Source organism: Corynebacterium sp. MC3 (assembly GCF_900099485.1).
Taxonomy (GTDB): domain Bacteria; phylum Actinomycetota; class Actinomycetes; order Mycobacteriales; family Mycobacteriaceae; genus Corynebacterium; species Corynebacterium pseudogenitalium.
The window spans coordinates 173,998-200,732 of sequence record NZ_LT622813.1; the positions used below are offsets into that span (position 1 = coordinate 173,998).

At 59.4% G+C, this 26,735-nt stretch carries 13 protein-coding genes; 1 reads left to right on the forward strand and 12 read right to left on the reverse strand.

What is annotated here, in order from left to right; all coding sequences use genetic code 11:
- Positions 1-359 precede the first annotated feature (359 nt).
- The 7 genes from BQ4436_RS04070 to BQ4436_RS04100 form a co-directional block, all read right to left on the reverse strand.
- Complete coding sequence (locus BQ4436_RS04070) at positions 360-5,669, reverse strand: putative Ig domain-containing protein (RefSeq protein ID WP_070975590.1); 5,310 nt, start codon at positions 5,667-5,669, stop codon at positions 360-362.
- Positions 5,670-6,145: 476 nt separating this feature from the next.
- Positions 6,146-11,527, reverse strand: coding sequence for a Rib/alpha-like domain-containing protein (locus BQ4436_RS04075; RefSeq protein ID WP_070975591.1), 5,382 nt, complete (start codon positions 11,525-11,527; stop codon positions 6,146-6,148).
- A 554-nt stretch (positions 11,528-12,081) separates the two neighbouring features.
- Positions 12,082-12,891, reverse strand: coding sequence for an HNH endonuclease family protein (locus BQ4436_RS04080; protein ID WP_070975592.1), 810 nt, complete (start codon positions 12,889-12,891; stop codon positions 12,082-12,084).
- A gap of 14 nt (positions 12,892-12,905) precedes the next feature.
- Positions 12,906-14,213: an AAA family ATPase gene (locus BQ4436_RS04085; protein ID WP_070479561.1), complete on the reverse strand. Its 1,308-nt coding sequence runs from the start codon at positions 14,211-14,213 to the stop codon at positions 12,906-12,908.
- Positions 14,214-14,239: 26 nt separating this feature from the next.
- Positions 14,240-18,358 (reverse strand): YPDG domain-containing protein, encoded by a 4,119-nt coding sequence (locus BQ4436_RS04090; protein WP_143000803.1) that lies wholly within the window; start codon positions 18,356-18,358, stop codon positions 14,240-14,242.
- Positions 18,359-18,443: 85 nt separating this feature from the next.
- Entirely contained in the window at positions 18,444-19,607 is a 1,164-nt protein-coding gene (locus BQ4436_RS04095; RefSeq protein ID WP_255366115.1) for an ATP-grasp domain-containing protein, read from the reverse strand.
- Between the two features lie 257 nt (positions 19,608-19,864).
- Entirely contained in the window at positions 19,865-21,154 is a 1,290-nt protein-coding gene (locus tag BQ4436_RS04100; RefSeq protein ID WP_070361829.1) for an adenylosuccinate synthase, read from the reverse strand.
- Positions 21,155-21,204: 50 nt separating this feature from the next.
- Here BQ4436_RS04100 and BQ4436_RS04105 point away from each other — a divergent pair, with 50 nt between their 5' ends.
- Complete coding sequence (locus tag BQ4436_RS04105) at positions 21,205-22,089, forward strand: hypothetical protein (RefSeq protein ID WP_070975594.1); 885 nt, start codon at positions 21,205-21,207, stop codon at positions 22,087-22,089.
- On the opposite strand, the gene BQ4436_RS04110 is transcribed toward BQ4436_RS04105, so the two are convergent.
- The 5 genes from BQ4436_RS04110 to BQ4436_RS04130 all read right to left on the reverse strand — a co-directional run bounded on the left by BQ4436_RS04110 (position 22,086) and on the right by BQ4436_RS04130 (position 26,734).
- On the reverse strand, positions 22,086-23,258 hold the full coding sequence (locus BQ4436_RS04110; RefSeq protein ID WP_070975595.1) for an FUSC family protein: 1,173 nt from the start codon (positions 23,256-23,258) through the stop codon (positions 22,086-22,088). The two genes, BQ4436_RS04105 and BQ4436_RS04110, sit on opposite strands and share 4 nt — an antisense overlap.
- Positions 23,259-23,447: 189 nt before the next feature.
- Positions 23,448-23,711, reverse strand: a complete 264-nt coding sequence (locus BQ4436_RS04115) for a type II toxin-antitoxin system RelE family toxin (RefSeq protein WP_070975596.1) — start codon at positions 23,709-23,711, stop codon at positions 23,448-23,450.
- Positions 23,695-23,931, reverse strand: coding sequence for a type II toxin-antitoxin system RelB family antitoxin (locus tag BQ4436_RS04120; protein WP_070361826.1), 237 nt, complete (start codon positions 23,929-23,931; stop codon positions 23,695-23,697). Before BQ4436_RS04120 ends, BQ4436_RS04115 begins: the two co-directional genes overlap by 17 nt.
- Positions 23,932-24,436: 505 nt before the next feature.
- Positions 24,437-25,477, reverse strand: coding sequence for a class II fructose-bisphosphate aldolase (gene fbaA / locus BQ4436_RS04125; protein WP_255366129.1), 1,041 nt, complete (start codon positions 25,475-25,477; stop codon positions 24,437-24,439).
- A gap of 45 nt (positions 25,478-25,522) precedes the next feature.
- A complete protein-coding gene (locus tag BQ4436_RS04130; protein WP_070975597.1) occupies positions 25,523-26,734 on the reverse strand; it encodes a glycoside hydrolase family 76 protein in 1,212 nt (403 codons plus the stop codon).
- Between the last annotated feature and the right edge of the window lies 1 nt (position 26,735).

Here is a 26,735-nt window from a genome sequence, read left to right on the forward strand (position 1 = left end):
GTATCAGAGAGTAACAACGAATGGTCCGACTATCTATTAGGCCACTAACCGCTAGCCCTTTAACGGACTTTACGACGCCCCTTCGCGGCAAAACCTTAAAATCTAGCAAGAGGTGCGTTTGTCGGACATTTGCACACTATCTTCAGTCGTTTAAAAAGTATAGAACGTTAGGTGACACCTGTACGTCACCTGGAAAAACGGAACGAATGAGGCCCAATTGGCTGTATTGTGCCAATTGCATAGCAAAAGCCACTGTCCGCCAATTTTGGCAGACAGTGGCTTTTATTTCTTAGAAGGCTTTCAGTAAGCGTTTACCTCACCAGCCACCCCCTCACGGGGGTAGCGCGAGGCTCGGCTATTTACTGCTGCTTCTTCTGGTCAGCCGGCTTTTCGGTCGGCTTTGCAGGGGTCGTTGTGCTGCCCTTGTCGGAGGACAGCTTCGTCGTCTTACCGGAGGACCCCTTCAGCTCCAGGTCCTTGACGGAGGAGCTTGGGCCACCAGGCTTGCAGTTGTCGTAGATGACCGTGCCAGCCAGGATACCGGCAGCGATCAGTACGATACCCGCAGCGACCATACCCAGGTCAGCACCAACGGTGCGCAGCTGGGCATTGATCTGCTCAGCCTGACGTGCCATCTCCGGGTTGAAGATGCCAGCCTGCTGCTGGATACGGGTGTTCACCATCTTCAGCTGAGCATCAACCTGCGCAGCGACGTCGCTGAGCACCGGGATCTGAATCTGGGAAGCCAGACCCAGTGGCAGCAGCGCGATCAGTGGCAGACCGAAGCCCACAGCGGATGCTGCACAGCGGCCAGCGTCGAAGCCGTTTTCCTTCGGATCGAACGGGTTGAGACCCTTTTCGATTTCCTTGCCGTTTGGAACACCGTCACCGTCGAAGTCACCGCTCGGATCCAGGATGGACTTGCCGTCCTGGCCGACCAGGCGGAACTGTGCCTCGCCCTTCTTGGTGGTCTTGCCATCGGTAACGCCGAACTTCGCCAGTGGGTTTGCCACGTTGCCGAAGTCCTTCGTGAACTGCTCGAACGTCAGCTTACGGCGTGTATCGTTCGGCTGGCCGTACTTGCCAGTGAACTGCTTCGCCAGCTGACCCATGGACGGTGCCTGGCCGGTGACTGCTGGGCCATTCGTGCCGAACTGCCAGTCAGTAGCACCCGCAGCCTTCGGATCCTTAGCCTTGATGTCCTTTGGCGTGTAAGGCTTGCCATCCTTGGTAAAGGACGGGTTAGCCTCACCCTTCGCACCAGGCTTGACATTGGTCTCGGCTGGGTACTTAAAGTCCAGGGAGTCCAGGCTGTCACCAGGAGCCGGGTCAGGCTTCTCGCCTGGGGTCTGCTGGTTGTCGTCGTCGCTGTTGTCCGGCTTTCGCTGGACGTCAGTCGTCGACTCGTTACCCGCCTCGTCAGTCACCTTGACCTTGCCGTCAGGCTTCAGCTCCGTACCAGACGGAACATCAACCTTCCAGTTACCGTCCTTATCGGTAGGTACCGTCTTCTTCGTACCATCCGGGAACTCAACCGTGACATTCGAATTCGGACGATCATCCTTACCAGAGATCGTCTTATCACCCTCCGTCACCTTATCAATGGTCGGAGCAGTCTCATCCGGAGTACTCTCCTTATCGGCAGGGTTGGAGCCCTTCTCGATCTCCTCACGGTTGGTCTTACCGTCACCATCGAAGTCACCATCCGGATCCAGCAAGGACTTACCATCCTTACCAACCAGATCGAAACCAGCCTTACCAAAGTTCTCAGAACCATCGTCGTAGACGAAATCAACCGTTACATCCGGCTTCGCCATCGGAGTGAAGTCCTTGACGAACTTATCCCAACGCTGCTCCTTCGGAGTCTTCTTCAGCTCAGGCATCTTCTCAGCAATCTTCTCGCCAACCTTCTCGTAGGTCGGGGAAGTCGCCGTGACAACACCATCCGTCTGCGAAGTCTCAAACTTCCAATCCTCAGAACCCTCAGACGGCGTGGACTTCGCCGACTTCACAGGAACATCGGTCTTGCCCTCAAACGGCTTCTTCGACGGCTCAGTCTTACCAGCCTCAACGTTCTTACGATCACCGTAGTTCGGTACGAACTTCGCAGCATCAGACTTCGGATCAACGATCTTCACATCGATCTCACCAACAGTCTTGTCATCCTTATCAGTGACAATGACCTTGGCATCCTGCGGATCAGTACCCTCCGGCACAGTGACCTTGACGTTACCGTCCTCGTCGATCTCTACCTTGGAGCCGTCAATCTCCTTGCCGTCCTTGTCAACAAGCTTGCCGGACTCATCACCCTTCGGGTTCTCAACCTTGCCAACCTCATGCGGCGTCTTATCAGCCGGAACCGTCGTGTTATCACCAGGAACGACCGAAGTCTCAGGCGTCTTGTCGGAGCCGTTGTCGTCAACACCCTTCTTGTGGCCGTTGACCTCAACCTCAACATCCTGCTTGCCACCGTCAAGATCCGGATCCTCAACAGTCACGTTGATCGGACCATCGACGTCCTTACCCGGGGTGACCTCAATTTCACCGGTCTCCGGATTGATCACGGCAGGAACATCCTTACCGTCCTCATCCTTAGCCGAAACCTTGGTGTCCTCATCCGGGTTGTTGACGATGACGCCAGTGCCCTGCTTCTCATCAGTCGGATCAACCGGCTTCTTACCAGACTCGTCGACTGTGGTCTTGTCGGAGCCGTTGTCGTCAACACCCTTCTTGTGGCCGTTGACCTCAACCTCAACATCCTGCTTGCCACCGTCAAGATCCGGATCCTCAACAGTCACGTTGATCGGACCATCGACGTCCTTACCCGGGGTGACCTCAATTTCACCGGTCTCCGGATTGATCACGGCAGGAACATCCTTACCGTCCTCATCCTTAGCCGAAACCTTGGTGTCCTCATCCGGGTTGTTGACGATGACGCCAGTGCCCTGCTTCTCATCAGTCGGATCAACCGGCTTCTTACCAGACTCGTCGACTGTGGTCTTGTCGGAGCCGTTGTCGTCAACACCCTTCTTGTGGCCGTTGACCTCAACCTCAACATCCTGCTTGCCACCGTCAAGATCCGGATCCTCAACAGTCACGTTGATCGGACCATCGACGTCCTTACCCGGGGTGACCTCAATTTCACCGGTCTCCGGATTGATCACGGCAGGAACATCCTTACCGTCCTCATCCTTAGCCGAAACCTTGGTGTCCTCATCCGGGTTGTTGACGATGACGCCAGTGCCCTGCTTCTCATCAGTCGGATCAACCGGCTTCTTACCAGACTCGTCGACCGTGGTCTTAACGCTCACAGCCAGCGGGACGATGTCGGCGTGCTCGGTCTCGTTGCCATCACGATCAACCAGAACGTACTTCACTGTCACATTCGGCTTCTCCTCAGAAGCCTCAACAGCCTTCTCCGGCGTGCCAGTGATCTTGCCGTTTTCGAACTTCAAGCCCTCCGGAAGACCTTCGACCGAAATCGAGCCTTCCTTCACCTCAAAGCCCTGCGGCAGAGGACCGAAGCCCTCAGGCTTTACTTCCTGCTCGTAAGGCTTACCAACAGTGCCAGCCTCCAGCGGCGTATCCGTGATCACAATCTTTGTGATGACACGCTCCTGCTGCTTCTCAGGCACAGTGGACTTCTCAGTCTTCTGAATAAGCTTGGTCGGATCTGTCTCGTCCGGGTTTTCATACACTGGCTTACCGTCTTTATCGGTGACACCAACGTACTTGTCCACCATGACCTCAACCTCACGGGTTACGGTCACCTCAGTGGTACCCGCCTTAGTTGGAGTACCCGTGATCTTGCCGGTCGCCTCATCAATCTTCAGGCCCTCAGGCAGCCCCTCGACAGAGTACTTCGGAGCTGTGCCTTCCGCCTGGTTGTCTGGCGCCTTAGCAAACAGCGAAGCGACGTCTTCAGCCTTGTAGTCGTCATACCGCGAACCCAGTGGCAGTGGTGCAGGAACAACAGCGGTAAACGAGTCCGCGATCTCCCAACGATCAGAAGGCTCACCCGATGCAGGATCCACACTGACCACAGCAGCCGTGTAGACAGTAGTTTCCTTCAGGTCTTCAGGAGCCTGGAAATCACAAGACTTCAAGGCGCCCTTGTCATCGCTCTTGAACTTGCACATCTTATCCTTGAGCTCAACCTGATTGCCCTTAGGATCAGTTGCGTACCAACGGATCGCGTAGTCCGTATTCGGCATCAAGCCAGCCGTCTTCGTGGTCACCTTCGAACCTGCACGACCCTTGTTGTTCGCAGAGTCATACTCAGGAATATCGAAGATTGGCTGCGCAGACATCAACGGGAACTGCAGGCCGTTCATATTCGCGCCCGCCACCACAGTGCCAGAATCACTGTAGTTCTGGAACATGTTCATCGGGAACGCCGAATTCTTCACATCCCGACCCTCAATACGCGGGTAGATGTACATGTAATCCGTATTAATGTGACGACGCTTACCAATAGCAAGACCAGTAAACGCGCCGTAACGGCTACCGCGGTCCATCTCGAACTTCGGCGCTACCGTGCCGAACTCTTCTTCTGATACGTTGCCGATCTTGTCCCGGCTAGTACCATACGTACCCTTAAACGGCAGGTAGATCGTGCCGTCATCCTTCGACGGCACGACTACCGTCTCAGCGATATGCGAGCCCTCACCGTGCTCCTTCTGATACTCGGTGATGATGCGTTCCTGGTTCGCACGCTCCTGCTCAACGGTGTAGCCCTTGTTCGCTTCCTTCCACGCATCAATCTGACGCGCAACCTCATCGTTGAGGTACGAGCCGACAATCTCTACACCACCAGCGGCACGATCACCCTGCTTCGGCTGGTACTTGTAGTACTCCGGCAAAGAACCGGCGTCCTCGCCGTTTTCCCACCACACCATCGACTGGTTCGGCGCAGCAAGGCTCTTAATGGTTCCGAACGCACCATAGTCCGGGAACTGACCATCAACCGTCGGCTTACCGGTCTCACCGTCAAGCGCGCGCGTCCACTCGGACTCAGGCTTTGCCAACCAACCGACATGGTTTGGCTTCTCCTCCAGTACGAAACGGCCGTTGGTGATACGCGAACCAGAAGGACCAGCCGTGAAGTTCCACGACTCCTGAGTGCGGTAAGTACGCGTGGTGTAGCGGCCAGACTCCATGTCACCAGCCATGACCACCGAGTACTTCTCTGGGTCGGGGTTTTCACCCCACACGCGGACCCTGAAGTTGGAAGCGCCAGCCAGGTGGAAGGCCGGGGCACCAACCTTATCCGTCACCCCACGCCTCAAATCAAAGGAAAAGCGACCCTCGGAGTCCGTGGTGGTGTAAAACGTCGGAGACACTTCCCCCTTGCCCGTCACGTACTGCAGGTAAATGACGTTGCCCTTGAGTGGCTCGTTATTCGAGCTCAAATCGTCCGCACGCCCATCCTTATTGATGTACGCGTAGCCGTGGTAGCCGCCAAAATCGCGCCAGCCACCCTTGGTGTAGATGGCGTTCGGCACCATCTTGTTCTTGCCCTGCGTATCAGCAGCAGCTTCAGCACCCGCAACTGCAGCAGGAGCCTCCTGCGCAAACGCAACAGGCTGCGCTAGCGGCGCAACCAATGCAAATGACAACGCAGCCGCAGCAAGCGACGTGCCACGACGTGCCTTATATTGGCCTCGCATAAACATTCCTTCCATATGGTCCAATCAATATGACTTCAACTTCACTGACCTAAAGCTCTAAAACCCGCACTACCGCAGGTCGTCGAGGCGAAGGTCGGATTGGGTCTAGTCACTCGTTGTAAATTGTATCAACCCATAAGAACTCCAGGACTCCCACAGCGCTTTTCTAATTCTCCAATCGACACAATGACAATTGTCAGAATTGCGCAGTTCCGAAACTATGGTTTTCCTATTGCTACACTTCGGTATCCATATAAAATGCTATTCGACGCGGCTCCATTAGGACCAGCTCATTCAAACTAAAATACAAATGTTAATATTTGTCGAAACAATTAGCTTCAATAATTGAAAGAAAAAGTTGCCGCCTATTACAGCAATAGTAATAGGCGACACCTTTAATTTTCTTACTGATGTTTTAGGCCAAATTTAAATAATGTAGCCCCCTGCATGGGGGAGGGAGCTACACCGTGGTCCTTTTACTTCTTTGGCGTCTCAGTCGCAGGCGCCTTCGGGTCAGCATCGGAGGTCGGCTTTGCAGGAGCCTTCGCGTTGTCTTTCTTCGACGACAGCTTCGTCGTCTTACCGGACGAACCCTGCAGCTCCAGGTCCTTGACCGAGGAGGAAGGACCGCCAGGCTTGCAGTTGTCGTAGATGATCGTGCCGGCCAGGATGCCAGCGGCGATCAGCGCGATGCCTGCAACAACCATGCCGAGGTCAGCGCCAACCGTGCGCAGCTGGGCGTTGATACGCTCTGCCTGCCGTGCCATCTCCGGGTTGAAGATGCCAGCCTGCTGCTGGATGCGCGTGTTCGCAGCCTGCAGCTGTGCTTCCACCTGACCAGCGAGGTCACTCAGGACAGGGATCTGGACCTGGGAGGCCAGACCCAGCGGCAGCAGCGCAATCAGCGGCAGGCCGAAGCCAACAGCAGACGCTGCACAGGCACCAGCGTTGACCTTGCCAGCGACCGTGACTGTCTTCGCCTCATTCCCAGCGCCGTCCCTGACGTTGATCTTGTCACCCTGCTTGAGGTCAACTCCCTTTGGCAGGTCAACAGACCAGTTCCCGTTCGCGTCGGTCGTCGCCTCAAGTTCCTTGCCATTCGGCAGCATGACGATGATCGTCTCGTTCGGGCGGTCACCCTTACCGGAGATCTTCGTGTCACCCGCCGTAATCGGGTTCACCGTCGGCGCAGTGGTATCTGGCTTCTCGCCGTCGTTCGCCGGATCCGAGCCAGCCTTAACTTCAGCTTCATTCGTGACGCCGTCACCATCGAAGTCGCCATTCGGATCCAGCAGCGACTTGCCATCCTTGCCGATCAGGTCGAAGTTGGCGGTCGCACTGTTTGTCGAGCCGTCATCATAGGTGAAGCCAACCTCGACAGACGGACGAGCGAACGGTGTGAACGTCTCGAAGAACTTATCCCAACGCTTATCGACTTCGGTGCTCTTCAGCTCCGGCAGCTTCGCCGCGAACTCGTCAGAGACATCCTTCATCGAAGGTGCCTTCGCCGTGAGCACACCGTTCTCCTGCGGGGTGAACGCCCACTTCTCAGCACCCTGCGGCTTCTTCGCCTCAACGCCCTTCACCGGCGCCTTGGTGCCGAACGGGTCATTGGTGTCCTTCTCGCCATCAACCGGAACGCCCGTCACCTTGTCGTACTCCGGCATGAAACGCTCGGCGTCGGTGCCAACGGTAATGGTCGTCTGTACCTCGTCGGTGGAACCGTCCGGGTAGGTTACGACAACAGTGACGTCGTAGACTCCCGGCTTCGAGGTATCCGGGGACTCCTTGTACTTGAACGACGTGCCCTTTGGCAGTTTGTCGGCGTCCTTGATATTGCCCTTCGCGTCCGGGGTACCGCCCGTCTTGACCTTCTGGTTCTGGCCCTGCGGATCGTTCTTGTCGGCGTCGGTTGCGTTCTTCTGCACCTTGACGGTGGCGTTGACCTTGTCGGTGGTGCCATCCGGGTAAGTGACGACGATGGTCACCGGCTTGTCGCCCTCAGTGGAGGTATCCGGAGCCTGCTCATACTCGAAGGTCGTGCCCTCCGGCAGCTCGTCGATATTGGTGATGTGGTCCTTCGCCTCAGGAACCTCGTTGGGCTCGACGGTCTTGTCCTGGACCTGCGGCTCATAGGTGTCGGCGTCGGACTGCTTCGGCTGCTCCGGCTGTGGCTTCGGATCCTTCGTCTTCGGCTCCTCCACCTTCACGGTGGCCTGCACCTCGTCGGTGGAACCATCCGGGTAGGTCACGATGACGGTGACCGGCTTATCACCAGCGGTAGTGGTATCCGGGTCTTCCTTGTATGCGAAGGTCGTGCCCTTCGGCAGCTTGTCCGCGTCCTTGACGTTGTCTTTCGGTTCCGGCTTCTTGCCGGTTTCGACCGTCTGGTCCTTGCCCTGCGGGTCATAGGTGTCAGCGTCGGACTTCTCCGGCTGCTCCGGCTGCGGCTTCGGATCCTCCACCTTCACGGTGGCCTGCACCTCGTCAGTGGAACCGTCCGGGTAGGTCACAATGACGGTGACCGGCTTGTCACCAGCGGTAGAGGTGTCCGGGTCTTCCTTGTATGCGAAGGTCGTGCCCTTCGGCAGCTTGTCCGCGTCCTTGACGTTGTCTTTCGGTTCCGGCTTCTTGCCGGTTTCGACCGTCTGGTCCTTGCCCTCCGGGTCGAACTGCTCAGCCTGATCCTTAGCGACCTTCACCGTCACCGGCACCTCATCGGTGGTGCCATCCGGGTAGGTCACAACAACGACAGCCTTCTTGTCACCAGAAGTGTCGGTCTTCGGAGCTTCCTTCCAGGCGTACTCGGTGCCCTCCGGAAGCTCGTCCTTGTTCGCGACCGAGTCCTCGGCCTTCGGCTTCGAGTTCTTCGCAGCCTCTTGGTCCTTACCCTGCGGGTTGTACTTACCTGCCTGGCTTTGCACCGTGATCTTGAAGGTCTTCTCAACCGGCTTGCCATCCTTATCAATAACTGGCTCGCCATTCTCGCCCAGCACCTTCACGGTGACCTCGGCAGGCTCACCCTCCGGCGTCGGCGTTGTCGGAGTGCCCTCGATCTGGCCAGTCTGCTTGTTGTACGTCAGACCATCAGGCAGCCCCGTTACCTCAACGGAACCACCAGTAGGTAGCTTCTCAACCACCACTGTAATCGGGTCGATGGGCTCGCGGACGGTAACGGTGGCGTCGTCAATATCTCCGATACTCGACGGCGCAGAATTTGCATCCTTCGATTTCGTACCGGCCTTCTCCTCGTCGACGTCGTCGATGCCGTCACCATCGTCATCCGTGTCGTCGACGTCCGGCGTGCCGTCGCCATCAGTGTCAAGCTTGAACACAGCCTCAACGGTGTCTTCGGTGCCGTCCTTGTAGGTGACAACGATGGGCACCGTGACAACCTCAGCGGTATCATCGGCAGGCTTCTCCGGAGCAGTCACCGTAACCTTTCCGGTCGCGGGGTCTACATCAACCTTGTACCCGGCCGGGGTTTCAAAGTCTGGATCCTTCTTGAACGAAACACCCTCGGGGCGCTCGACAGCAGCCTCCGTAACGGTTCCGTCAAGCTGCTGAGCAAAGAACTTTGGCTCAGCCGAAGCAGGCGTTCCAGGAACCACACGCTGCTCATCGTAGGCTGGTTCAACTTCGTCGCGTTCACCAGCAATACGCACAGGCGCAATCGCGCCGTTCGTCGTGCCGTCGGAATACTTGACGCGGACCGGGATCTCCTCGATATCGCCCGGTTTGAGCGCATGCCCGTCGCGTCCATTCGGGCCAGTCGTGACTGTGACTACACCGGTCTTCGGGTCGACGACCACGGCCCAACCCTCTGGGATCGCATCCTCGACGACTTCAAATGTTGCGCCTTCTAGGCGTTTGTCATCGGCAGGGATCGGCTCGCCCGTTTCCAAGTCTACAAACGTCGCAGGCTTGGACGAGGTCTCCTCGCCGATACGTGCAGGGGTTTCCTCATACTTCGGGCCGACCTCTGCCGCGATGCCAACCACCGCGGTAAACGAGTCAGACCCGAGCGGGATTCGTGCACCGTTCTCGTCCAAGCCATACAGCGTCGCCGTGTAGATGGTCTTTTCCTTGAGGTCCTCAGGAACACTCACGGGGCAGTTCGGCAACGTCCCGGCAGAGGACGCAGTGAGGCCGTTGCCCTCACCACTTGGAAGCAGCTTGCCTGATGAATCAGCACCCTTGCAGACCTGCAGGACCTTGCCGTTCGAGTCCGTCCACTCAACCTCATACAACGCGTTCATATCCGCCGCTGGCAAGCTGGCGGTCTGCGCGAACGTAGAGTCACCCTTCCGCGCGAACTTCGTCTTCGAATCGTACTTTGCTACTTCGAAGTTGATTCGGTTCGGGAACAGAACCATGTCCCACGACGAAATGTTGTAGTTAGGGGTGCGGAGTACTGCTTGCATACCACGCATATCGAATTGATCGGCCGGCTCAGACGTCGCCAGGTTCGACACACCCCAGTTTGTGGACGTCAACCCCTGCCACACGTTCCCACGCCAAGCGCCCATGTTGGACGTTCCCTCTGGCAGGTCGGGAGCCTCCACATACATCCAGTCCCAGTTCACGTGTTTGGCGTCAGCATAGAGGTACGCAGTGTTCGCCGTGAACGTGCCATCGGCCGCGTCCTTCGCTACAGTTCCGGCCAGCTCCTCCGGAACGTACCCCGGTTTGTTCGGCAAAATGCCATACGTACCCTTAAACTGCAGGCGGTATTCACCATTACCGTCCGTCGTCGTGGTGACCTTTTCTGCAATCCAGTCAGGGTTTTGCTTGATCTGGTCGCGAATCCATGCTTGGAGTTTCGTCTCATCCTGGATATCCCAACCTGCACCGCGAAGGGTGTGGTCCTGGAACTCTGAACCACGGTTCTCCTCAGCATATTTGGTAATCGCGTTCACTGCCTTGTCAGAGAGATACGCGCCGACAACCTTTAGACCCTTGACCTTACGGTCACCCCTAGATCCAGCCAGGTCTTTCTGAGCCTGTTTACCCAGACCTTGGTTCAGGTTCCAGTACGCTTTACCTGTAATGGCTCCACCGTTCGACCACGGCATCTTCTTTTCTTGCTCCGAGACCTCTCGCCATCCGGATTCTGACCCAAGCATCTCCTCAGGCTTCGACTTACGGACGAAGAGCTGGTGCGCGCTAGACACATAACCAGTCGGGGTATTCCAGTAGACACCACCAGTGGTATCAATAACCGTTCCATCGGGCATGACGCGCTCACCGTAGCCACGCGCAGCGCGGAACTCGTTGCGATCGTACCCATCAACCCAGATCTTTACCCGCTGTCCACGCATTCCTGCAGTGAAGGCGTACTGGGCCCAGAATTCGCGATATTGGCCTGTCGGATCCAGGTACGGACGCATATTAATCGCAAACGTACCGTCCTCGTTGACCGTCGTTTTATAGATAGGTGAAGCCACGTTGGGTTCGCCACCGGTGGCCGACTTGTCAGGCTTTTCAAACCACTGCGCGTATACGGTAGCGCCTTTGAAGTTTGCGCCGGTTCCTGAGTTCACAGCTGGCAGTGCTTTGCCATACTCTGGCAAGCTCGGACCCCATGAGCTACCCGGTAGCTGGTCGAAGACCATGGCGTTACCGCTAATTGTGTGCTTTCCGCCGCTGACGCCGGGCGAGTAGATCGCGCCGTACGGATCTGCATCGTTCGCTGCTGCTTGCTGCGCGCCCTTGTCAGCGCTTGCGGCAGGAGCAGCAGAAGCCGGCGGGTTGTCTTGTGCAAACGCAACTGGCTGGGCCAGCGGGGCCACCAGTGCAAAGGACAACGCCGCGGCAGCAATCGAAGTGCCACGACGTGCCGTGATGCTCTTTCGCATATGTTTCTTCCTTCTTCCCGAAGATCTGAATGTCCAGAAAGTTGTGTCCGTGCCCGTCAATAAGGTGCACAGACCTTTCCCGAAACTAAACAATATCGACAGGAGTGCACTGTTCCAGGAATCCTTTTTCGCGAGAAACTTGCGCAATTCCGCCCGCATTCAGCCCCTATTCGGCCGGAATCCACAGCAGCCTGCATCGACCCAAACTGAAACCCCATCCCCGGCCGGTTACTTTTCTTTTGGTTAAAGCGTTTTAAGAATGGATTGATAACGGCCCTATTTCTTTTGACTTTCAACAGCAGTCAAGCGGATTACCGCCAAACATTCTTTGAGCCCCAACGGGAATAGAGCCCAAACACATCCACCGAAACACAAACGTAGCGCTCACGACATTTGTGCCAGACCTTTAGTTCGGTGTCTTATCCGGCAATTGCCGAAACGAGTTCCTCCCTGAGTTTTTCCCGACAAAGATCAGCCAAAGTGATGGCGAGAATTCTCCAAGAAGGGCGAAACACCCCCCAATAGGGGCACTCTATTGATTGACATAAGTCGGTCTACTTCGAGTTTTCTACACAGAAGCTGAGATAGACCGACGGAAACTCCGGCGCTTTCGCCTCAAGCGTTCTGAGTCGCGCCCTCACAATCTTCTGACGTAGCTGGCGTCGGCTCACGTTGTGGTGCTTGCGCGACTGTTCTTTGATCGCGCTAACAAGGCCTCGTGTCAAGAGTGCGTACAGCTTTGCCCTACTCTCCTTCAGCCAAATGGCGTTGAGGTTGAGTACATCGTTGAGAACGTCTTGAGCGGCCTTCATTTCCTCTTCGCCGGGAAAATATGCCGGGTTTGGACTCACGGTCCCATCCCTTTCCACGACAACCAGGCTGCCCAACTCAGGAGCCGATGGATCGCGCTGTTCGGCGGTGTTTGGGTTCTTCAATTGGGCGCAAATGTCAGTGTTTGCCTTACTGGTATCACAATGGCGGCTCACCGCACCTGCAAAGTCAGTCTGCCCTGCACACACCGCGAGCAAGTTGGTGAGTTCCAGAGAAGATTCGTGCAATTCGTTACATCCCGCAGCAGCCCTGCACTCATCACTAGCAGCCTCACTGCTCTGAGGGTGAAAGTGCTCAATCTTATTCGTTGGAGCGCGGCGCGTGTCTGCTTGAGATTTCTTTGAAGTGCGTCGCTTGTCGTTGATCCTTCGTTCACAATAAGCACACCGATGGCCCTGGCGATTCAGCAGAAACGCACGGAGCTTATCCTTGCCTGAGTAATCATGGAACTCCAAGCCCTGGCGAAGCGCACGTTGAAGCTCTGCGCGCAGCTGCTGTTCTTCTTGGTTGTCCTGACGGCGCTGAATAAACACTGTCGGTTCCCCCCCTAACCGTCACCTTCAAGAAACAGATACGCATCTGCTTCCAATAGTTCTGGTACAAGGTCGAGGCCGCCGAGGGATTCCTCAATCCGTCGGCGCAATCCAAGGGCTTCCTCACTATTGCCTTGCCCGGCGTGAACCATCTCCATATAGGTGGTGAGCATCCTGCGGTTCGCTGTATCCGGTGTAGGATCCACCCCCTGGACTCGTTCGATTACCGTCTCAATATCAAGGCCCTGTGCATACTCGGGTGTGTGCGCCTCATTGTCAACGAGAGCCCGGACTGATGCCGTCTCCGCGTTGGCAATGACCAACGGGCTGTGCGTCGTCACGATGAACTGTACGGCGGGAAAGGTTTCCAACAGCGTCGGCAAAATCTTCCTTTGCCACGATGGGTGTAAGTGCATGTCCACTTCATCAATGAGCACGATGCCCGGAGTCTGGCGCCGCAGCTCCTCACCAGAAAGGTGTGGGTTGAGTCGGCCCATACGAGTAGCGATATCAAGCGCTAGACCAGCACAAATCTTCGTGCCAGTTGCCATCAAAGAAAGTGGCAGGGTCCCATGTTGCTTGTGCGTAAGCACCACGGACTTCGCCTTCCGGTCCCACCGGGCATTCCCCCACCCTGTTGGCTCAAGGATGCTATTGCACGAGTCAAAGATGGACTGCAGCTGCTGTGCATCGGCATTCGTCTTAAGAGACTCGTCAGCGCTGAGCGCGTCGAGGCGCTGCGCGTCCAGATATTCAATGTATGACGAAAGCTGGTTCAAATCCGAACGAGGATCCAGCACATTGTCGTAGGCCGATAGACGGGAAGTGGGCACAGACGCCTTGCGCGGAATCTCCTTCACTAAGCGCTCGACACCATACGCTGCAAGGAGCGGAGCGGTCTTCATACTCGCGTCCGCGATAAGCTCCTCTTTCAAGGACTCACAGTACTTCCGGAATTCAGAATTCGCCCCAACTGTTTTCCGCTTCGGCCCGTTGAGTGAGCGCGTCATCTCAAAACGTTCATTGCCACATACCAAGTCAGCATTGACGGACACCGGGTAGTACGGTTCCACCTGAGACACGCGGTTGTTGTTTCCCAACTGTGGCGCTAAGTGCGCGTCGTCCTGCTTGATTCCAACTGCTTGGTAGCCGAAAACCCCAACTGGCACCGAAAGGATGATTTTCAATGCATCCAGCACTGCAGTCTTTCCGGCACCGTTCACACCGGTAAGAACAGTCAAGCGCTCGTGAAAGTGGAGCGAGAACCGTTCGTAGTTACGAAAGTTCTCAAGCTCTAGGGTTTCAAACCTCCACTCAGACATGCGCTTGACTATACCGGAACCGACCTCTACTGCTTACTGCTCAGCCCGTCCTTGTTCACCTCTGGCCCGCACTGCGTGTAGATCAGCGCACTGAGCGCCACGCCGAACGCCAGCAGGCCCGCGCCAGCCAGCGCGATCTCCGGGTTCTTCACGCCGGACTGGCCGCCAGGGCCGAATGCGTCGCCCATCGCCTTGCGCATCGGAGCAAGTGCCTGCTGCACGCCAGGGATTTCCTGCGCCGCAATACCCAGCGGCAGCAGCAACAGCAGCGGCACGCCAGCCGCGACGGACACCGCGATGCACTTCTCCACTTCCCAACGCTTCGGATCCTCGGACGGGGCCATCGTGGTTGGGGTGGCAGGCGTAGTGGTCTCGGTTGACTGCTCCGGCTCCGTGGTCGGGGTCGGGGCGGGCACGGCGAACGGGTTCGTGCGCTGCTCCAGCTCGTCGAGGTTGGACACGCCATCACCGTCGGCGTCCGCGGTGCGGTCGAGCAGTGGGTGCTTGTGGGCGTCGATAAGCTCGAAGGCTGCTGTGGCCAGCTCGACGCGGCCGTCTTCGTGCTCGACGATGACGTTGACCGCCGGGCGAAGCACGTGCTGGAAATCCACCGCGAACTGGGCCCACACAGGCGGGCGCAGCTGCACCACACCGTCGCGGGCGCTGCCGTAGGCCTCCTCGAAGAGCGCGGCCAGGAACTCCTGCGACGGCGCGACCGCGTGGATCTGGCCAGTGTTCTCGTCGAGGGTGAAATCCCAGCCGTGCGCGCCCGCCGGGGCGTGCATCTCGTAGCTGCGCACCAGCGCCAGCGAGTCGACGAACGGATCGCGCGTCATAGCGCGTCCGCCCATGTCAACCGGCACGCGGCCGAGCGCACTATTCGGGTCGGCGTAGTTCGCGCGGGCGTCCGCCGGCGGAATCGGGGCCGCCGAGGTGGTCGGCACTGGGGTGGTGCCCGGCGCGGTCGCTGGGGTGGTCGGGACCTGCGAGGTCGCCTCGCTTGTCGACGTCCCCTTCGTCGTCACCGGTGCTGGTTCAGGCGTCGCGGTGGACGTCGACACCGTCGCCGTAGGGGCAGCTGAGGTCGGTGTGGTGGAGGTCGGCGCTGTCGTCGTGACCGGGGCGGCCACGCGGACGCGCACCGAGATCACGTCGGAGGAGCCGTCCTTGTAGCGCACCGTGATATCGAAGACCACGGTGCCCGGGTTCGCGTCCTTCGGCGCGTGCAGCTTCACCGCGTCGCCTTCGACGGTAACGCCCCAGTCCAGTGGGCCACTGACGGAGACCTCTGCATCCTTCGGCAGGGCATCGCCCAAGTTGTCCAGTGTGAGATCCCCGTTGGCCTTCGTCGTCGCGCCCTGGTACTTCGGCGTGTAGAGGTCCGCGACGTTCTCGGTAACACGCAGCGGAATGCGGCCGATCTCTTCGCCGGTAGAGAGCGCGGAAACGACAATCACGTAGTCGTCGCCAGGTTTGGTCTCCACCGGGACGGTCAGCAGCATCGCACCAGAATCCAGGTCCAGGTCTACTGAGGCGCCCTCAACAGACTTCCCTTCGGCACCGATGCGCTCCAGACGGGCCTGTGCGTTGCCGGCGTTCTCCACCGTCGGGACCAGACGCTCCTGGTGTGCACCCGCTGCTACTGACTGCTGCTCAACCGTGCTCAGTACCGGCAGTGGCATGCGGAGGCGAACCTGAGCCACGCCGCGGATCGGATCCTCGTACGGGACGTGCGCCACGACCGAGACCTCAACATCAGTGAGCTGGCGATGCGAAACATCGACCGTGAGCTCGCCGGTGTCGGCGTCGATAGACACTCCTTCCACCGGGCGCTCCAGCTCGAACTGGGTGCCCTCGAACGTGAGCTTCTCATGCTTCTTGGTCGCGCGGTCATCGAACGTCGGCGCCGGGAACTTCGCCGTCTGCCCCGGCTCCACCTGCTGCTCCTTGTACTCCAAGGCATACTGGGCAACGTGCGGCACGAATGTCGCAATCGCGGCCGACACCGGACGCGAGCCCGGGCCCTGCGAACCCTGCGCATCATAACGCTGGATCTTGCTACTCGGGTCCAGCATCTCCACCGGGATCTCAATGCGCTCGCCAACCTGGTCCATGCGTGGCGTGAAACGGACCACGCCCTCATCATCCACGCTCACCTGGGATGCATCAACCCCGAACGGCAGCGAGCCCAGCTGGAACTCCGCGCGCTCCGGCTTCGCCTCCACCGGGTCCGAATCCGGGTTATCAAAGCTCGGCGTCGCCTCCGCCGGTCTACCGACGGCCGCCTCAACCGGATCCCCGTACTCCAGGAACATGTGCATCACCGCAAACGAATCCTGCGCCAGCATCGCCTGCACGTTGCCAGCGTCCGACGCGTAGAACAGGCGGGCAATGTACGTATCGCCCTGCTTAGCATCATCCGGCACTTTGAAGTCACACGACTCAATGCGCGCCTGGTCATCCGGCGTCGTTGCCTTGCACTCGTGAACCCGTTCACCTTCGTCGTCATACCAGACGATCTTGTAGCTCAACCCTTTCGAAAGCGGCACGCCCGAACCAAACGTGCGAACCGTCTCCCCCGGAGGCGCCCAGTTGTTAAACGTGTTCCGCTTCTCCACGTGGAACTTCAAGGGGGCCGTCGATAAGGCGTAGCGCGGCGAGCTCACCAGCGTCGACCCCGCGTACGCCGAGCCTGCCCAGGCCTTCAGCCACGGCACATCCGAACCCGACCAGTAGTCGAAGTAGCCACCACTCGGACCTGGGCCGCCCCAGTAGCCCAGTGCCCACGGGTGGATCGCACCAACGTTGTTCGGCAGCTCCTTGCCGTCCGGTGTCAGGATCGAAATATAGGTCCATTCCCAGTTGATGTGCTTGGAATACATATTGCCCTTGGCCCACGAGCCCTCATCCCACGACTCCGCAACCCGGTGATGCCAGCTTCCTACCAGACCGGGATAGCTGTAAGTGTCACCGTAGGTACCCCGCCAGTACAGGTTAAAGTCACCATTCTCGTCCGTCGTGGTCACGGCGGTTTCCGCGATCCAGCTCTGGTCCTTCGCAATCTGCTCATTGATCCACAGCTGCAGCTGTTTCTCATCCTCCGGCGTCCACGATCGGCTACGCACCTTCTTGCCGAACTGCTTCTTGCCATACTCGAGCGTCTTCGCCACTGCCTCATCCGACAAGTAGGAGCCGACCACCATCATCCCAGCAGCCGGCGCATCCCCCGCATTGTTCGTCATCGACTCCTGGTAGCGCCGGTTATACGGCGTATCCACCGTATTCCAAAACATCTGCCCCGTGTACACACCAAACGGAGTTCCCGAGCCGTCATTCTCAACCCACTTCGAGCGGTCCTTCAGATGCTGCGCCGAGTTCCTCCGGTCCTGGTACGCCACGAAGAAGCCATTCACCTTGCCGCCACGCCACCAACCATTCGTCTCATACGAAGGCGTCACATTGCCCAACCAATTCGTCGGCGGCACAATACCCGCCGGCTGATGGATCAGGCGGTAGTCATCCCGCACGCTCTCCGGCAGCTCCACCCAGACGCGCAGCTTCTCACGCAACTGATCACGCCCGCGATCACCCGAACCAACCACGCCGACCGTCGCATCCGCCAAAAACTCACGCTCCACCCCACGCGCATCCACATACGGCTGCAGCTTCAGCGAAAAGTTCCCGTTCTCATCCACCTCCGTATAAAACGTCGGCGACGAATGCTCCGTATACACGCCCTCATACCACTGCGCGAACACACGAATCGGCTCGCGGCGCACCGGCGCCCACGTCCCCGGATGCAACGCCGGCGTCAAATTCCCCGAACCATCATCAACCATCACCGGCCGCCCCAGCGGCTCCCCCTTGCGGTTCGTCAGCACCTTCGCCGACGCACTCACCGTCCGCGCCGAACGCGCCACCTCCATCGGCAGCTTCACCGAACCACTCACCGTCGCCGGATCATCCGGATTCCCCGGCGAAAACAACGCCTCCGTCGAATGCAGCGCCTGCGCATAATCCGGCGCAACCACGTTCAGAAACGGCTTCGCGGCCTCCACATCAATCTGCGCCGACGCCTGCGGCACCACAATTGACGACGCCACCACCGCAGCAACCACCGCCATGCCCAACCGGGAAGTGTTCATGCGCAGACAACTCCATCTCTAAAAAAGATTGCAGTAATCTGTCAATTAAACCAGTAAACTAGTCCAAATCCAACACGGGCCCGGTTCAGAGGCGCGACGCAGCCAGCGTCGCCCGGTCCCGCGCCTCCTGCGCCGACTCACCCGTCGACGTCACCACCGCAGCACCATCCACAAAACGCACACCAGTCTCCGCGACCGACATCGCCTTCGCAAGGCCATCCACGCTCGGGACAACATCCTCCACCAGGACCATTGCGCCCGGGCTGACCAAGGTGGCGTCAATAGGCAGACCAATCACTGCCCTCGCGTGCAACGAACACTGGTTCAGGCGCTGCGTCGCACGCGTCAGCAACCCATCCAAGGACGGCCGCGGCCGCGCATCCGAGAAGTACACCTCATCACCGGCCACGAACATCTCCACCGCGTACACACCCTGCCCGCCGAGCGCCCCCGTAATCCTGGCCGCAATCGACCGGGCGTTCCCCGCCGCAGCCTCCGACAACACCGCCGGCTGCCACGCCTCCACCAAACGGCCCCCCACATGCCGCGTACCGATCGGCTCACAGAACCACGTCGCCAACTCACCCGTCGCCGGATCCACCGAACGAGCCGCCAAAATCGTCAACTCAAAATCAAACTCAATAAACCGCTCCACGACCACCGGACCCTCCGGGTCCACCTCCGCAGCCGCCTCCCACGCCTTGGCCGCCTCAACGTTCAGGTCCTGCTCGCTCCGCAGCACCGTCTGGCCCTGCCCCTCCGACGAGCGCCCCGGCTTCACGACGACCGGCAAACCCAACCGCAACGCCGCCTCCTCCAGCTCCTCCGGAGAACGGACGAACTCACAACGCAACGTCGGCAAGCCCAAGGAATCCGTCGCCGTCGCCCGCACGCCCTCACGCGAACTGCACAGCTCCTGCGCCTCCACCGACGGCGCCACAATCGACCCGGCGCGCTCCTCCAACTCCCTGAGCACGTCCGGATCCACCCCGGCTCCCGCCACCGTCAACGACGGATACCGCTGCTGCATGTCTTCCGCCTCTATTTCAGTGGTGCGCAGGTGCGTCACGTCGAACCCGAGCTGCTTGAAGGACCACGCGAGTTCCTCCTCAACCACGCTGTCGCCCAGCACCAGCACCTGGCGAGGGTCACACCTCAAATCCCGCGCGGGGTCGAGCTGAGTAATGGGCTCGTTGTCGAGCTGCTGTTGCTGCTCTGACTGCTGCTCTTCGGGCATTGCTGCGTTCATAGTGGTCAGCATATTCAGCCGCGTATGTGGTGAGCAAACTTGAAGGGGCCTGCATGAGCCCTGAAGGGGGAAGGTGTGCTCTCGAGCGGAGTCGGGAAATTGTGAACAAATTTGCTTGTGTGCGCGGTCACAAAAAGCGCAATTTTGTTCACGATTTTCCGAACAAAGTTGAGAGGCATATATCCACCCCTCGCCCCGAGCAAAAAAGAGGACCTGGGAGCGTCTCCCAGGTCCCGAACTTCGGAGGAAGCAGAAAGCTAGCGGTCCATCACGTCGAAGCGGACGATGGTCTGATCGCGGCCAGGGCCGACGCCGATGTAGCTGATCGGCGCGCCCGAGAGCTCCTCGAGACGGAGGACGTAGTCCTGGGCCTTCTGCGGGAGCTCCTCGAAGGTGGTGCAGCCGGTGATGTCCTCGTCCCAGGCCGGCATCGTTTCGTAGATGGGGGTGGCGTGGTGGAAGTCGGACTGGGTCAGCGGCATTTCGTCGTGGCGGACGCCGTCGACGTCGTAGGCGACACAGATCGGGATTTCGCCGATGCCGGTGAGGACGTCGAGCTTGGTCAGGAAGTAGTCGGTGAAGCCGTTGACGCGGGCGGCGTAGCGGGCCACGACGGAGTCGTACCAGCCGCAGCGGCGCTTGCGGCCGGTGTTCACGCCAACTTCGCCGCCGGTTTCCTGCAGGTACTCGCCCCACTTATCAAACAGCTCGGTAGGGAACGGACCCGCGCCGACGCGCGTGGTGTACGCCTTGACGATGCCCAGGGTCGCCGTGATCTTCGTCGGGCCGATGCCGGAGCCGACGCAGGCACCGCCGGCGGTCGGGTTGGAGGAGGTCACGAACGGGTAGGTGCCGTGGTCGACGTCGAGCATGGTGGCCTGGCCGCCTTCCATGAGGACGTGCTTGCCTTCGGCCAGTCCGGTGTTGAGGACGTTTTCGGCGTCGATAATCATGGGCTTGAGGCGTTCGGCGTAGGACATGAAGTAGTCCATCATTGCGTCGGCCTCAATAGCGCGGCGGTTGTACATCTTGACCAGCATTTGGTTCTTGACGTCCAGCGCCGATTCGATCTTCTGGCGGAGGATCGATTCGTCGAGGATGTCTTGGACGCGCAGGCCGACGCGGGCGACTTTGTCGGCGTAGGTGGGGCCGATGCCGCGGCCGGTGGTGCCGATGGCGCGCTTGCCCAGGAAGCGTTCCTGGACGCGGTCGAGTGTCTGGTGGTAGGGCGCGACGAGGTGCGCGTTGCCGGAGATGCGGAGGCGTGAGGCGTTGGCGCCTCGGGCTTCGAGGCCGTCGATTTCGTCGAAGAGCGCTTCGAGGTTGATAACGACGCCGTTGCCCAGGATCGGGGTGGCGTTCTCGCTGAGCACGCCGGCCGGCAGCAGTTTCAGTTCGTACTTTTCGCCGCCCACAACTACTGTGTGACCTGCGTTGTTACCGCCGTTGGGTTTGACTACGTAGTCGACTTTCCCGCCGAGGATATCGGTGGCTTTGCCTTTCCCCTCGTCGCCCCATTGGGCGCCGACAATGATGATGGCGGACATTCTCTCTCCTTTAATAGGCACTAATCCGGGCTTATTGTAGCGTGAATGGCATGCGTCTTCTTCATTGTGCGTGTGCTAGCTCCCTCACAGTTCCGGGTGCGGAGGAGGTCACACTTCCGGAGGTGCCGTCGAGAAGTGAGCTTTCTTTTCTTCTCGACGCCGCCATCTCCGCCCTCCCCCACGACCCGACGCCGAGCCTGGCGGAGATCCAGAAGTCGCCGTCGGTGGAGCACCTGGGTGCCCCGCAGCTGGCGCCGCAGCGGCCGGAGGAGCGGCTGCGCGTGGTCGTGTCCGGCAGTGATGCTGCGCTGAGTGCGGTGCTGACGCGGCTGATGCGCGCGGACGCAATGTGGGTCGAGGTCGCCTACGTGCCGGCTGATCCGGCGTCGCCTGCCGCGGTGGCGTGGGGCGCGGGGTCTGTGGACCTGGCCGTGGAGGGCCCGGTGGTGCCGTCGCCGTGTATTAGGACGGACACGGGCGTGGTGGTGGCCGGTTCAGCGACGCTCTCCCACGGGGATGGGCGCAGCGAGTACGTGGGCGAGATCGTGGTGGATTCGCAGCAGCTGGTGATGCGCACCGGCGAGGAGCCGTTGGCGCGGTTCTTCGGGCAGTTCGGGGCACGCCTGGTGCCCACACCGGATGCGCCGGGGCTGGCGGCGTCACGGCTGGTCACGCCGCTCGTGGTGCCGGAGGGGCGTCGCGTGGACCCGCAGCGCCTGGAGGGGTTGGCGGGCATGCCACTGGGTGGGATGTTTGTGAAAGGCAAAACGGTCGCCCCGGCTCTCACGGACCCGGCGACCGTTCTGACTGGCCGGGCTCTACAGTCCGGAGGGGAGGACATCACGCTGGTGGTGGACGGCGTCGCCCACCCGCGGCCGCTGCAGCGGGTGACGTTCTACCGCCACCTTCGCGACATCCAGTCGGTGCGCGGTTAGCGCAAATCGAAGGACTCCGGCGGGTACGCCGGCGTGTCAGAGGTCGGGGCCAGCGCCGCCAACGCCGACTCCCGCGACATACCGCACACCTGCAGCAAGTCCACCGTCAGCGAACGCGTCTGCGCCAGAATCGCGTACTCCGACAACACCGCGTCCTTCTCCAGGAGTTCCACCGACGAGCCCTGCGCCACCGCCCGCAACTCGTTCACAATCTGCGGGATCACGGTGGCCTGCGCGCGCCGCGACTTCACCTCGTACACCTCAGAAATATCCAGGCACGCCTTCGCCAACACGTCAATCAACTCAATCTGCTGCGGCGAGACGTGGTCACCGTCCTCGCACAGCACCAATGCGCGACGCGCCAGCACCCGGCACGAGCGCACCGCGTTATCCACCGGCGGGATCACCAAGCTCAGGGAATTGATGTAACGGCGCGCGCCCCACAGAAACGGCGAAATCTTCGTCGTCTCTTTGCCCGCGTTCACTGCCGACGCCATATCGTCAATATCCGTCTGCGACCCGCGGATCGCCTCCAACGCATCATCGATTACTTGAGGATCGCGGTCGGTGAGGCCGGAGGCGACGTCGTCAAGCACTGAACTCATCAACCCCATCAAGTTCGAAATCTCCGCGCGCACCGGCTCCATCGGCCCCTGCGGAATCAGAGCAATCGTGGCCAACGCCACCATGCAACCCACCGCCGCGTCAATCGTACGGTCAAAACCCGTCACCTCCGCACCGGGCGGCATAATCGTCGCGATCAGAATCGAACCAATCGCCACCTGGTTATTCACCAACTGCGACTTCGAAAAGAACGACGCAATCAACAAACTGCCCGACACAATCGCCGCAATCTGCCAACCCCCATCCCCCAACCTGTAAAACAGCGAATCCCCCACCAGCACGCCCAACGCACAACCAATCGACAAGTCGATCGCCTTCGTAATGCGCTCCCCGCCCGACATGCCAATAATGATCACCACCGAAATCGGGGCAAAAAATGGCTTCGCGTTGCCAATAATGTCCCCCGCGATCCAATACGCAATACCCGCCGCGATACCCATCTGCAGAATCGGCAACAGGCGCTTGCGCACACGCATCAACCGCGCCTGAATCGACTGATCCACCGACGCCAACCTGGCACGCGTACCCATTCTCTCTTTCGCCATGCCATAACCATAGCGCCCCGGGTGGTCGTGCCGTTTTCGTTCGCTTTTCGTTTTGGTCGACCTCTTAGCGTTGACCAATGCAGGTCAGCGCGAAATCGGGATTTTGGCGTCGAAAAGCCTCAAAACGCCGTGACCTGCGCTGGTCGACCGGAGGAGGTCGACGGGAGCGGCGCGGGTGAGGGCGGTCCACTACCTATAAATTTCTCCACGGTGCCCAACATCAACCACCAACACCGTCACGATGTCATCTTGAATCTCAGCAATTACCCGATAGTCCCCGATACGCCACCGCCACAACCCTGACATTCCACCTACAAGGGCTTTACCGCGGACGCGTGGATCATTCAACCGCGACAAATCACCCAAGACTTGAAAAAGCCGACGCTGTACCTGCTTGTCTAACCGCCGCACCGCCTTTCGTGCCCTAGGCGAAAACTCAATCTGCCAGGCCACACTCGGCCTTTAGCTCATCGAGGGTAACAGTTTCCAGCTCGCCCCTACGAACAGCTTCCGCCTCAGCCTGAAGCTCGTAGATGTATTCAGCGTCATCAAGATAGGCCTCAATTGCCTCACGGATGTAGAACGCCTTTGGCCTACCTGTCTTTGTAGCAAGCTCGTCAAGCCGACGTTTCTGGACTTCGTCCATTCGCAAACTAATCACTGATCCACTCATGTATACATGTATACACAAGCCTGCCAAGCCTGTCACCCCAGGCCAGCAGTTCCTCGACAGCAAATATAAAATAGTCACATTTCAAGACACCTAACCGCATGAAGTGTGAAGTGCTGGAACCTTCCAGACGCTTTCAGTGCCAATAGACACACCGCATTTTTCGCGACCTGGGCTTTTGGCAGATTCGGCGGAAGGGATTGCGTCCTTTGGCACTGGCGCGAAAGGCGGCGACACCAGATTCCAGGTTTTGGAGAAGCGGCTTCGTAAAACCCCAGGTCGCGGGGACCCGGAGAGGGAATTTGGTGCGCACGCAAAAGGCCAAGACACCAAATTCCCGGATTCCAGAAAACCGCCACAACAAAACCCCAGGTCACCCCTGGGCCAAGCGGGATTTTGGTGCACAGCAGGCCCCCAAAGGGCCCCAAAAGGCCCAAACAACCTACACACGAAGAAACCCCCAGGACCACGAGGGTCCCAGGGGTTTCAGGAAAAACAAGCAGTACGACTACTTGGACACGGAGGTGCCAACGGAGCGCAGGTCCTGGCAGGCCTCGATGACGCGGTCGGCCATGCCCTGCTCAGCCTTCTTCATGTAGGAGCGTGGGTCGTAGACCTTCTTGTTGCCCACTTCGCCGTCGATCTTCAGGACGCCGTCGTAGTTCTCGAACATGTGGGAGACCACTGGGCGGGTGAAGGCGTACTGGGTGTCGGTGTCAACGTTCATCTTGATGACGCCGTAGCGCAGGGCCTCCTCGATCTTCTCCTTCTCGGAGCCGGAGCCACCGTGGAAGACGAAGTCGAATGGGTTAGTGCCTGCTGCGAGGCCGAGCTTCTTCTCGGCGACCTTCTGGCCCATGTCGAGGACCTCTGGGCGCAGCTTCACGTTGCCCGGCTTGTACACGCCGTGGACGTTGCCGAAGGTTGCGGCCAGCAGGTAGCGGCCGTTCTCGCCGGTGCCGAGGGCGTCGATGGTCTTCTCGAAGTCCTCTTCGCTGGTGTACAGGTTGGCGCCGGCCTTAGCCTGGACGCCGTCCTCTTCGCCACCGACGACGCCGATCTCGACCTCGAGGATGATGTTGGCCTTGTGTGCCTTCTCCAGGAGTTCCTGGGCGACCTCAAGGTTGTGGTCGATTGGGATAGCGGAGCCGTCCCACATGTGGGACTGGAACAGTGGGTTCTCGCCGCGGTCGACGCGCTCCTGGGAGATCGCGATGAGTGGGCGGACGTACTCGTCGAGAACCTCGAGCTGGCAGTGGTCGGTGTGCAGCGCGATGTTGACGTCGTAGTGCTTAGCGATCTCATGTGCGAACGCAGCAAGCGCCTGGGCACCCGCAACCTTGTTCTTCACGGACAGGCCAGAGCCGAACTCTGCGCCACCGGTCGAGAACTGGATGATGCCGTCAGACTCGGCTTCTGCGAAACCACGAATTGCGGCGTTGATGGTCTCAGACGACGTGCAGTTGATGGCCGGGTAAGCGAACCCGCCCTTCTTTGCAGTGTCGAGCATCTGGTTGTAGACCTCAGGGGTTGCAATTGGCATGAAGATAACCTCCACTAGAGCTTCTTAGGTACGCCAACCAGTATGCCTGCTTTACTGACTATTTGCAGCCGCCACCCGCGCAGCAGCCTCCAGCAGCATCCACCCGGAAAGCTGTACCGAAAGGTCCCTCTCATCAATTCGGACCAACCCGACGGCCTCGCTCAAGGACGAAGGACCGAGCCCGTAATTGTGTGGAAGGCGGGCATCTTCTGTCCACCGCGCGGAGAAGATCGGCAGTCCGTCGACCTCCAAACGGTGGGACCAAAGGGACTCCGCCGAGGCCATAATCAGCCTTGATGCTATCTTTTTGGTCGCGATGTTCTGGCGCGAGTCTTCGGGCAGGCGCACTGCAACATCGGCGAGGTAGCGCGCGAGAATTCCCTTGAAGAGTCCGCCGTCGCCGTCGCCGGATTCGTAGGGCTTGTTCAGAATTACCCCCTGGGGGGTAGCCATATGCAGGACAATCGCTTCTACGATTGCCCGGATATGTGTGATGTAAAACACGGAATCGTCGGCGCGTTTTGAGTACGCGAAAGAGTCGATTGGCTCGTCGTCGCGAAGTCCGACGTCGGCGCGCAACGCCAGCGCGATCTCTAGGCTCGCGCCGAGCACCGTGCCCTGGTTGTACGTATACAGCTTGTCGACGACCTCCGGGCCATGCATCCGCATCCGGATCCCGTCCTGCACCAGGCCTGATTCGGTGACCAGGTTGTCGAACGTCCAGTCAAGCAGCTCGCGGGCCTTGTCCAGGCGGCCGGTGCGCGCGAACAAGAGGGCGGCCGGGCCGTTCGAGGGCACGTTGTAGAAGGTTTCCTCCGTGCGCCACGGCAGCACACCCATCACCGGGTCGATGCCTGCGAGCAGGTCGAACTCCAGGGCGTCAAGGGCCTTCGTGCGGCGTGCCAAGCCCTCGTCGACGGCGCGGTTCCACGCCAGGGCCAGCCAGGCCTTGTCGTCGTAGTACTTGTTCTTCGTCAGCTTGCCCAGGTTGCGGCGCTGGATGCCACGCAGGGTGTCTTTGAGGCGGCGCTTGTGGGTTTTGGTGGGGCGTCGAAGAGCGGCGTCGATCTGGCAGTCCAAATAGTGGGCCTGCCACCAGTAGTGCCAGTGCCAGTAGAGGCGATCCTTCGAGCCCGGTGGCCACGTGACCACCGCGAGGTTCGTCTTCGGCAGCCCCCACAGGCGCGAGGCGTGCCGCTCCTGCACAGCCGATTGAGCCAGGTCAGCGCGGTGCGACCATGTTTCCGCGGCGGATTCTTCCACA

Bases quoted from the DNA above. Each gene is read 5' to 3' on its own strand.
- BQ4436_RS04075 (WP_070975591.1), bottom strand. From the start codon at position 11,527: ATGCGAAAGAGCATCACGGCACGTCGTGGCACTTCGATTGCTGCCGCG.
- BQ4436_RS04120 (WP_070361826.1), bottom strand. From the start codon at position 23,931: ATGAGTGGATCAGTGATTAGTTTGCGAATGGACGAAGTCCAGAAACGT.
- BQ4436_RS04070 (WP_070975590.1), bottom strand. From the start codon at position 5,669: ATGCGAGGCCAATATAAGGCACGTCGTGGCACGTCGCTTGCTGCGGCT.
- BQ4436_RS04085 (WP_070479561.1), bottom strand. From the start codon at position 14,213: ATGTCTGAGTGGAGGTTTGAAACCCTAGAGCTTGAGAACTTTCGTAAC.
- BQ4436_RS04105 (WP_070975594.1), top strand. From the start codon at position 21,205: ATGCGTCTTCTTCATTGTGCGTGTGCTAGCTCCCTCACAGTTCCGGGT.
- BQ4436_RS04100 (WP_070361829.1), bottom strand. From the start codon at position 21,154: ATGTCCGCCATCATCATTGTCGGCGCCCAATGGGGCGACGAGGGGAAA.
- BQ4436_RS04110 (WP_070975595.1), bottom strand. From the start codon at position 23,258: ATGGCGAAAGAGAGAATGGGTACGCGTGCCAGGTTGGCGTCGGTGGAT.
- BQ4436_RS04095 (WP_255366115.1), bottom strand. From the start codon at position 19,607: ATGAACGCAGCAATGCCCGAAGAGCAGCAGTCAGAGCAGCAACAGCAG.
- BQ4436_RS04090 (WP_143000803.1), bottom strand. From the start codon at position 18,358: ATGAACACTTCCCGGTTGGGCATGGCGGTGGTTGCTGCGGTGGTGGCG.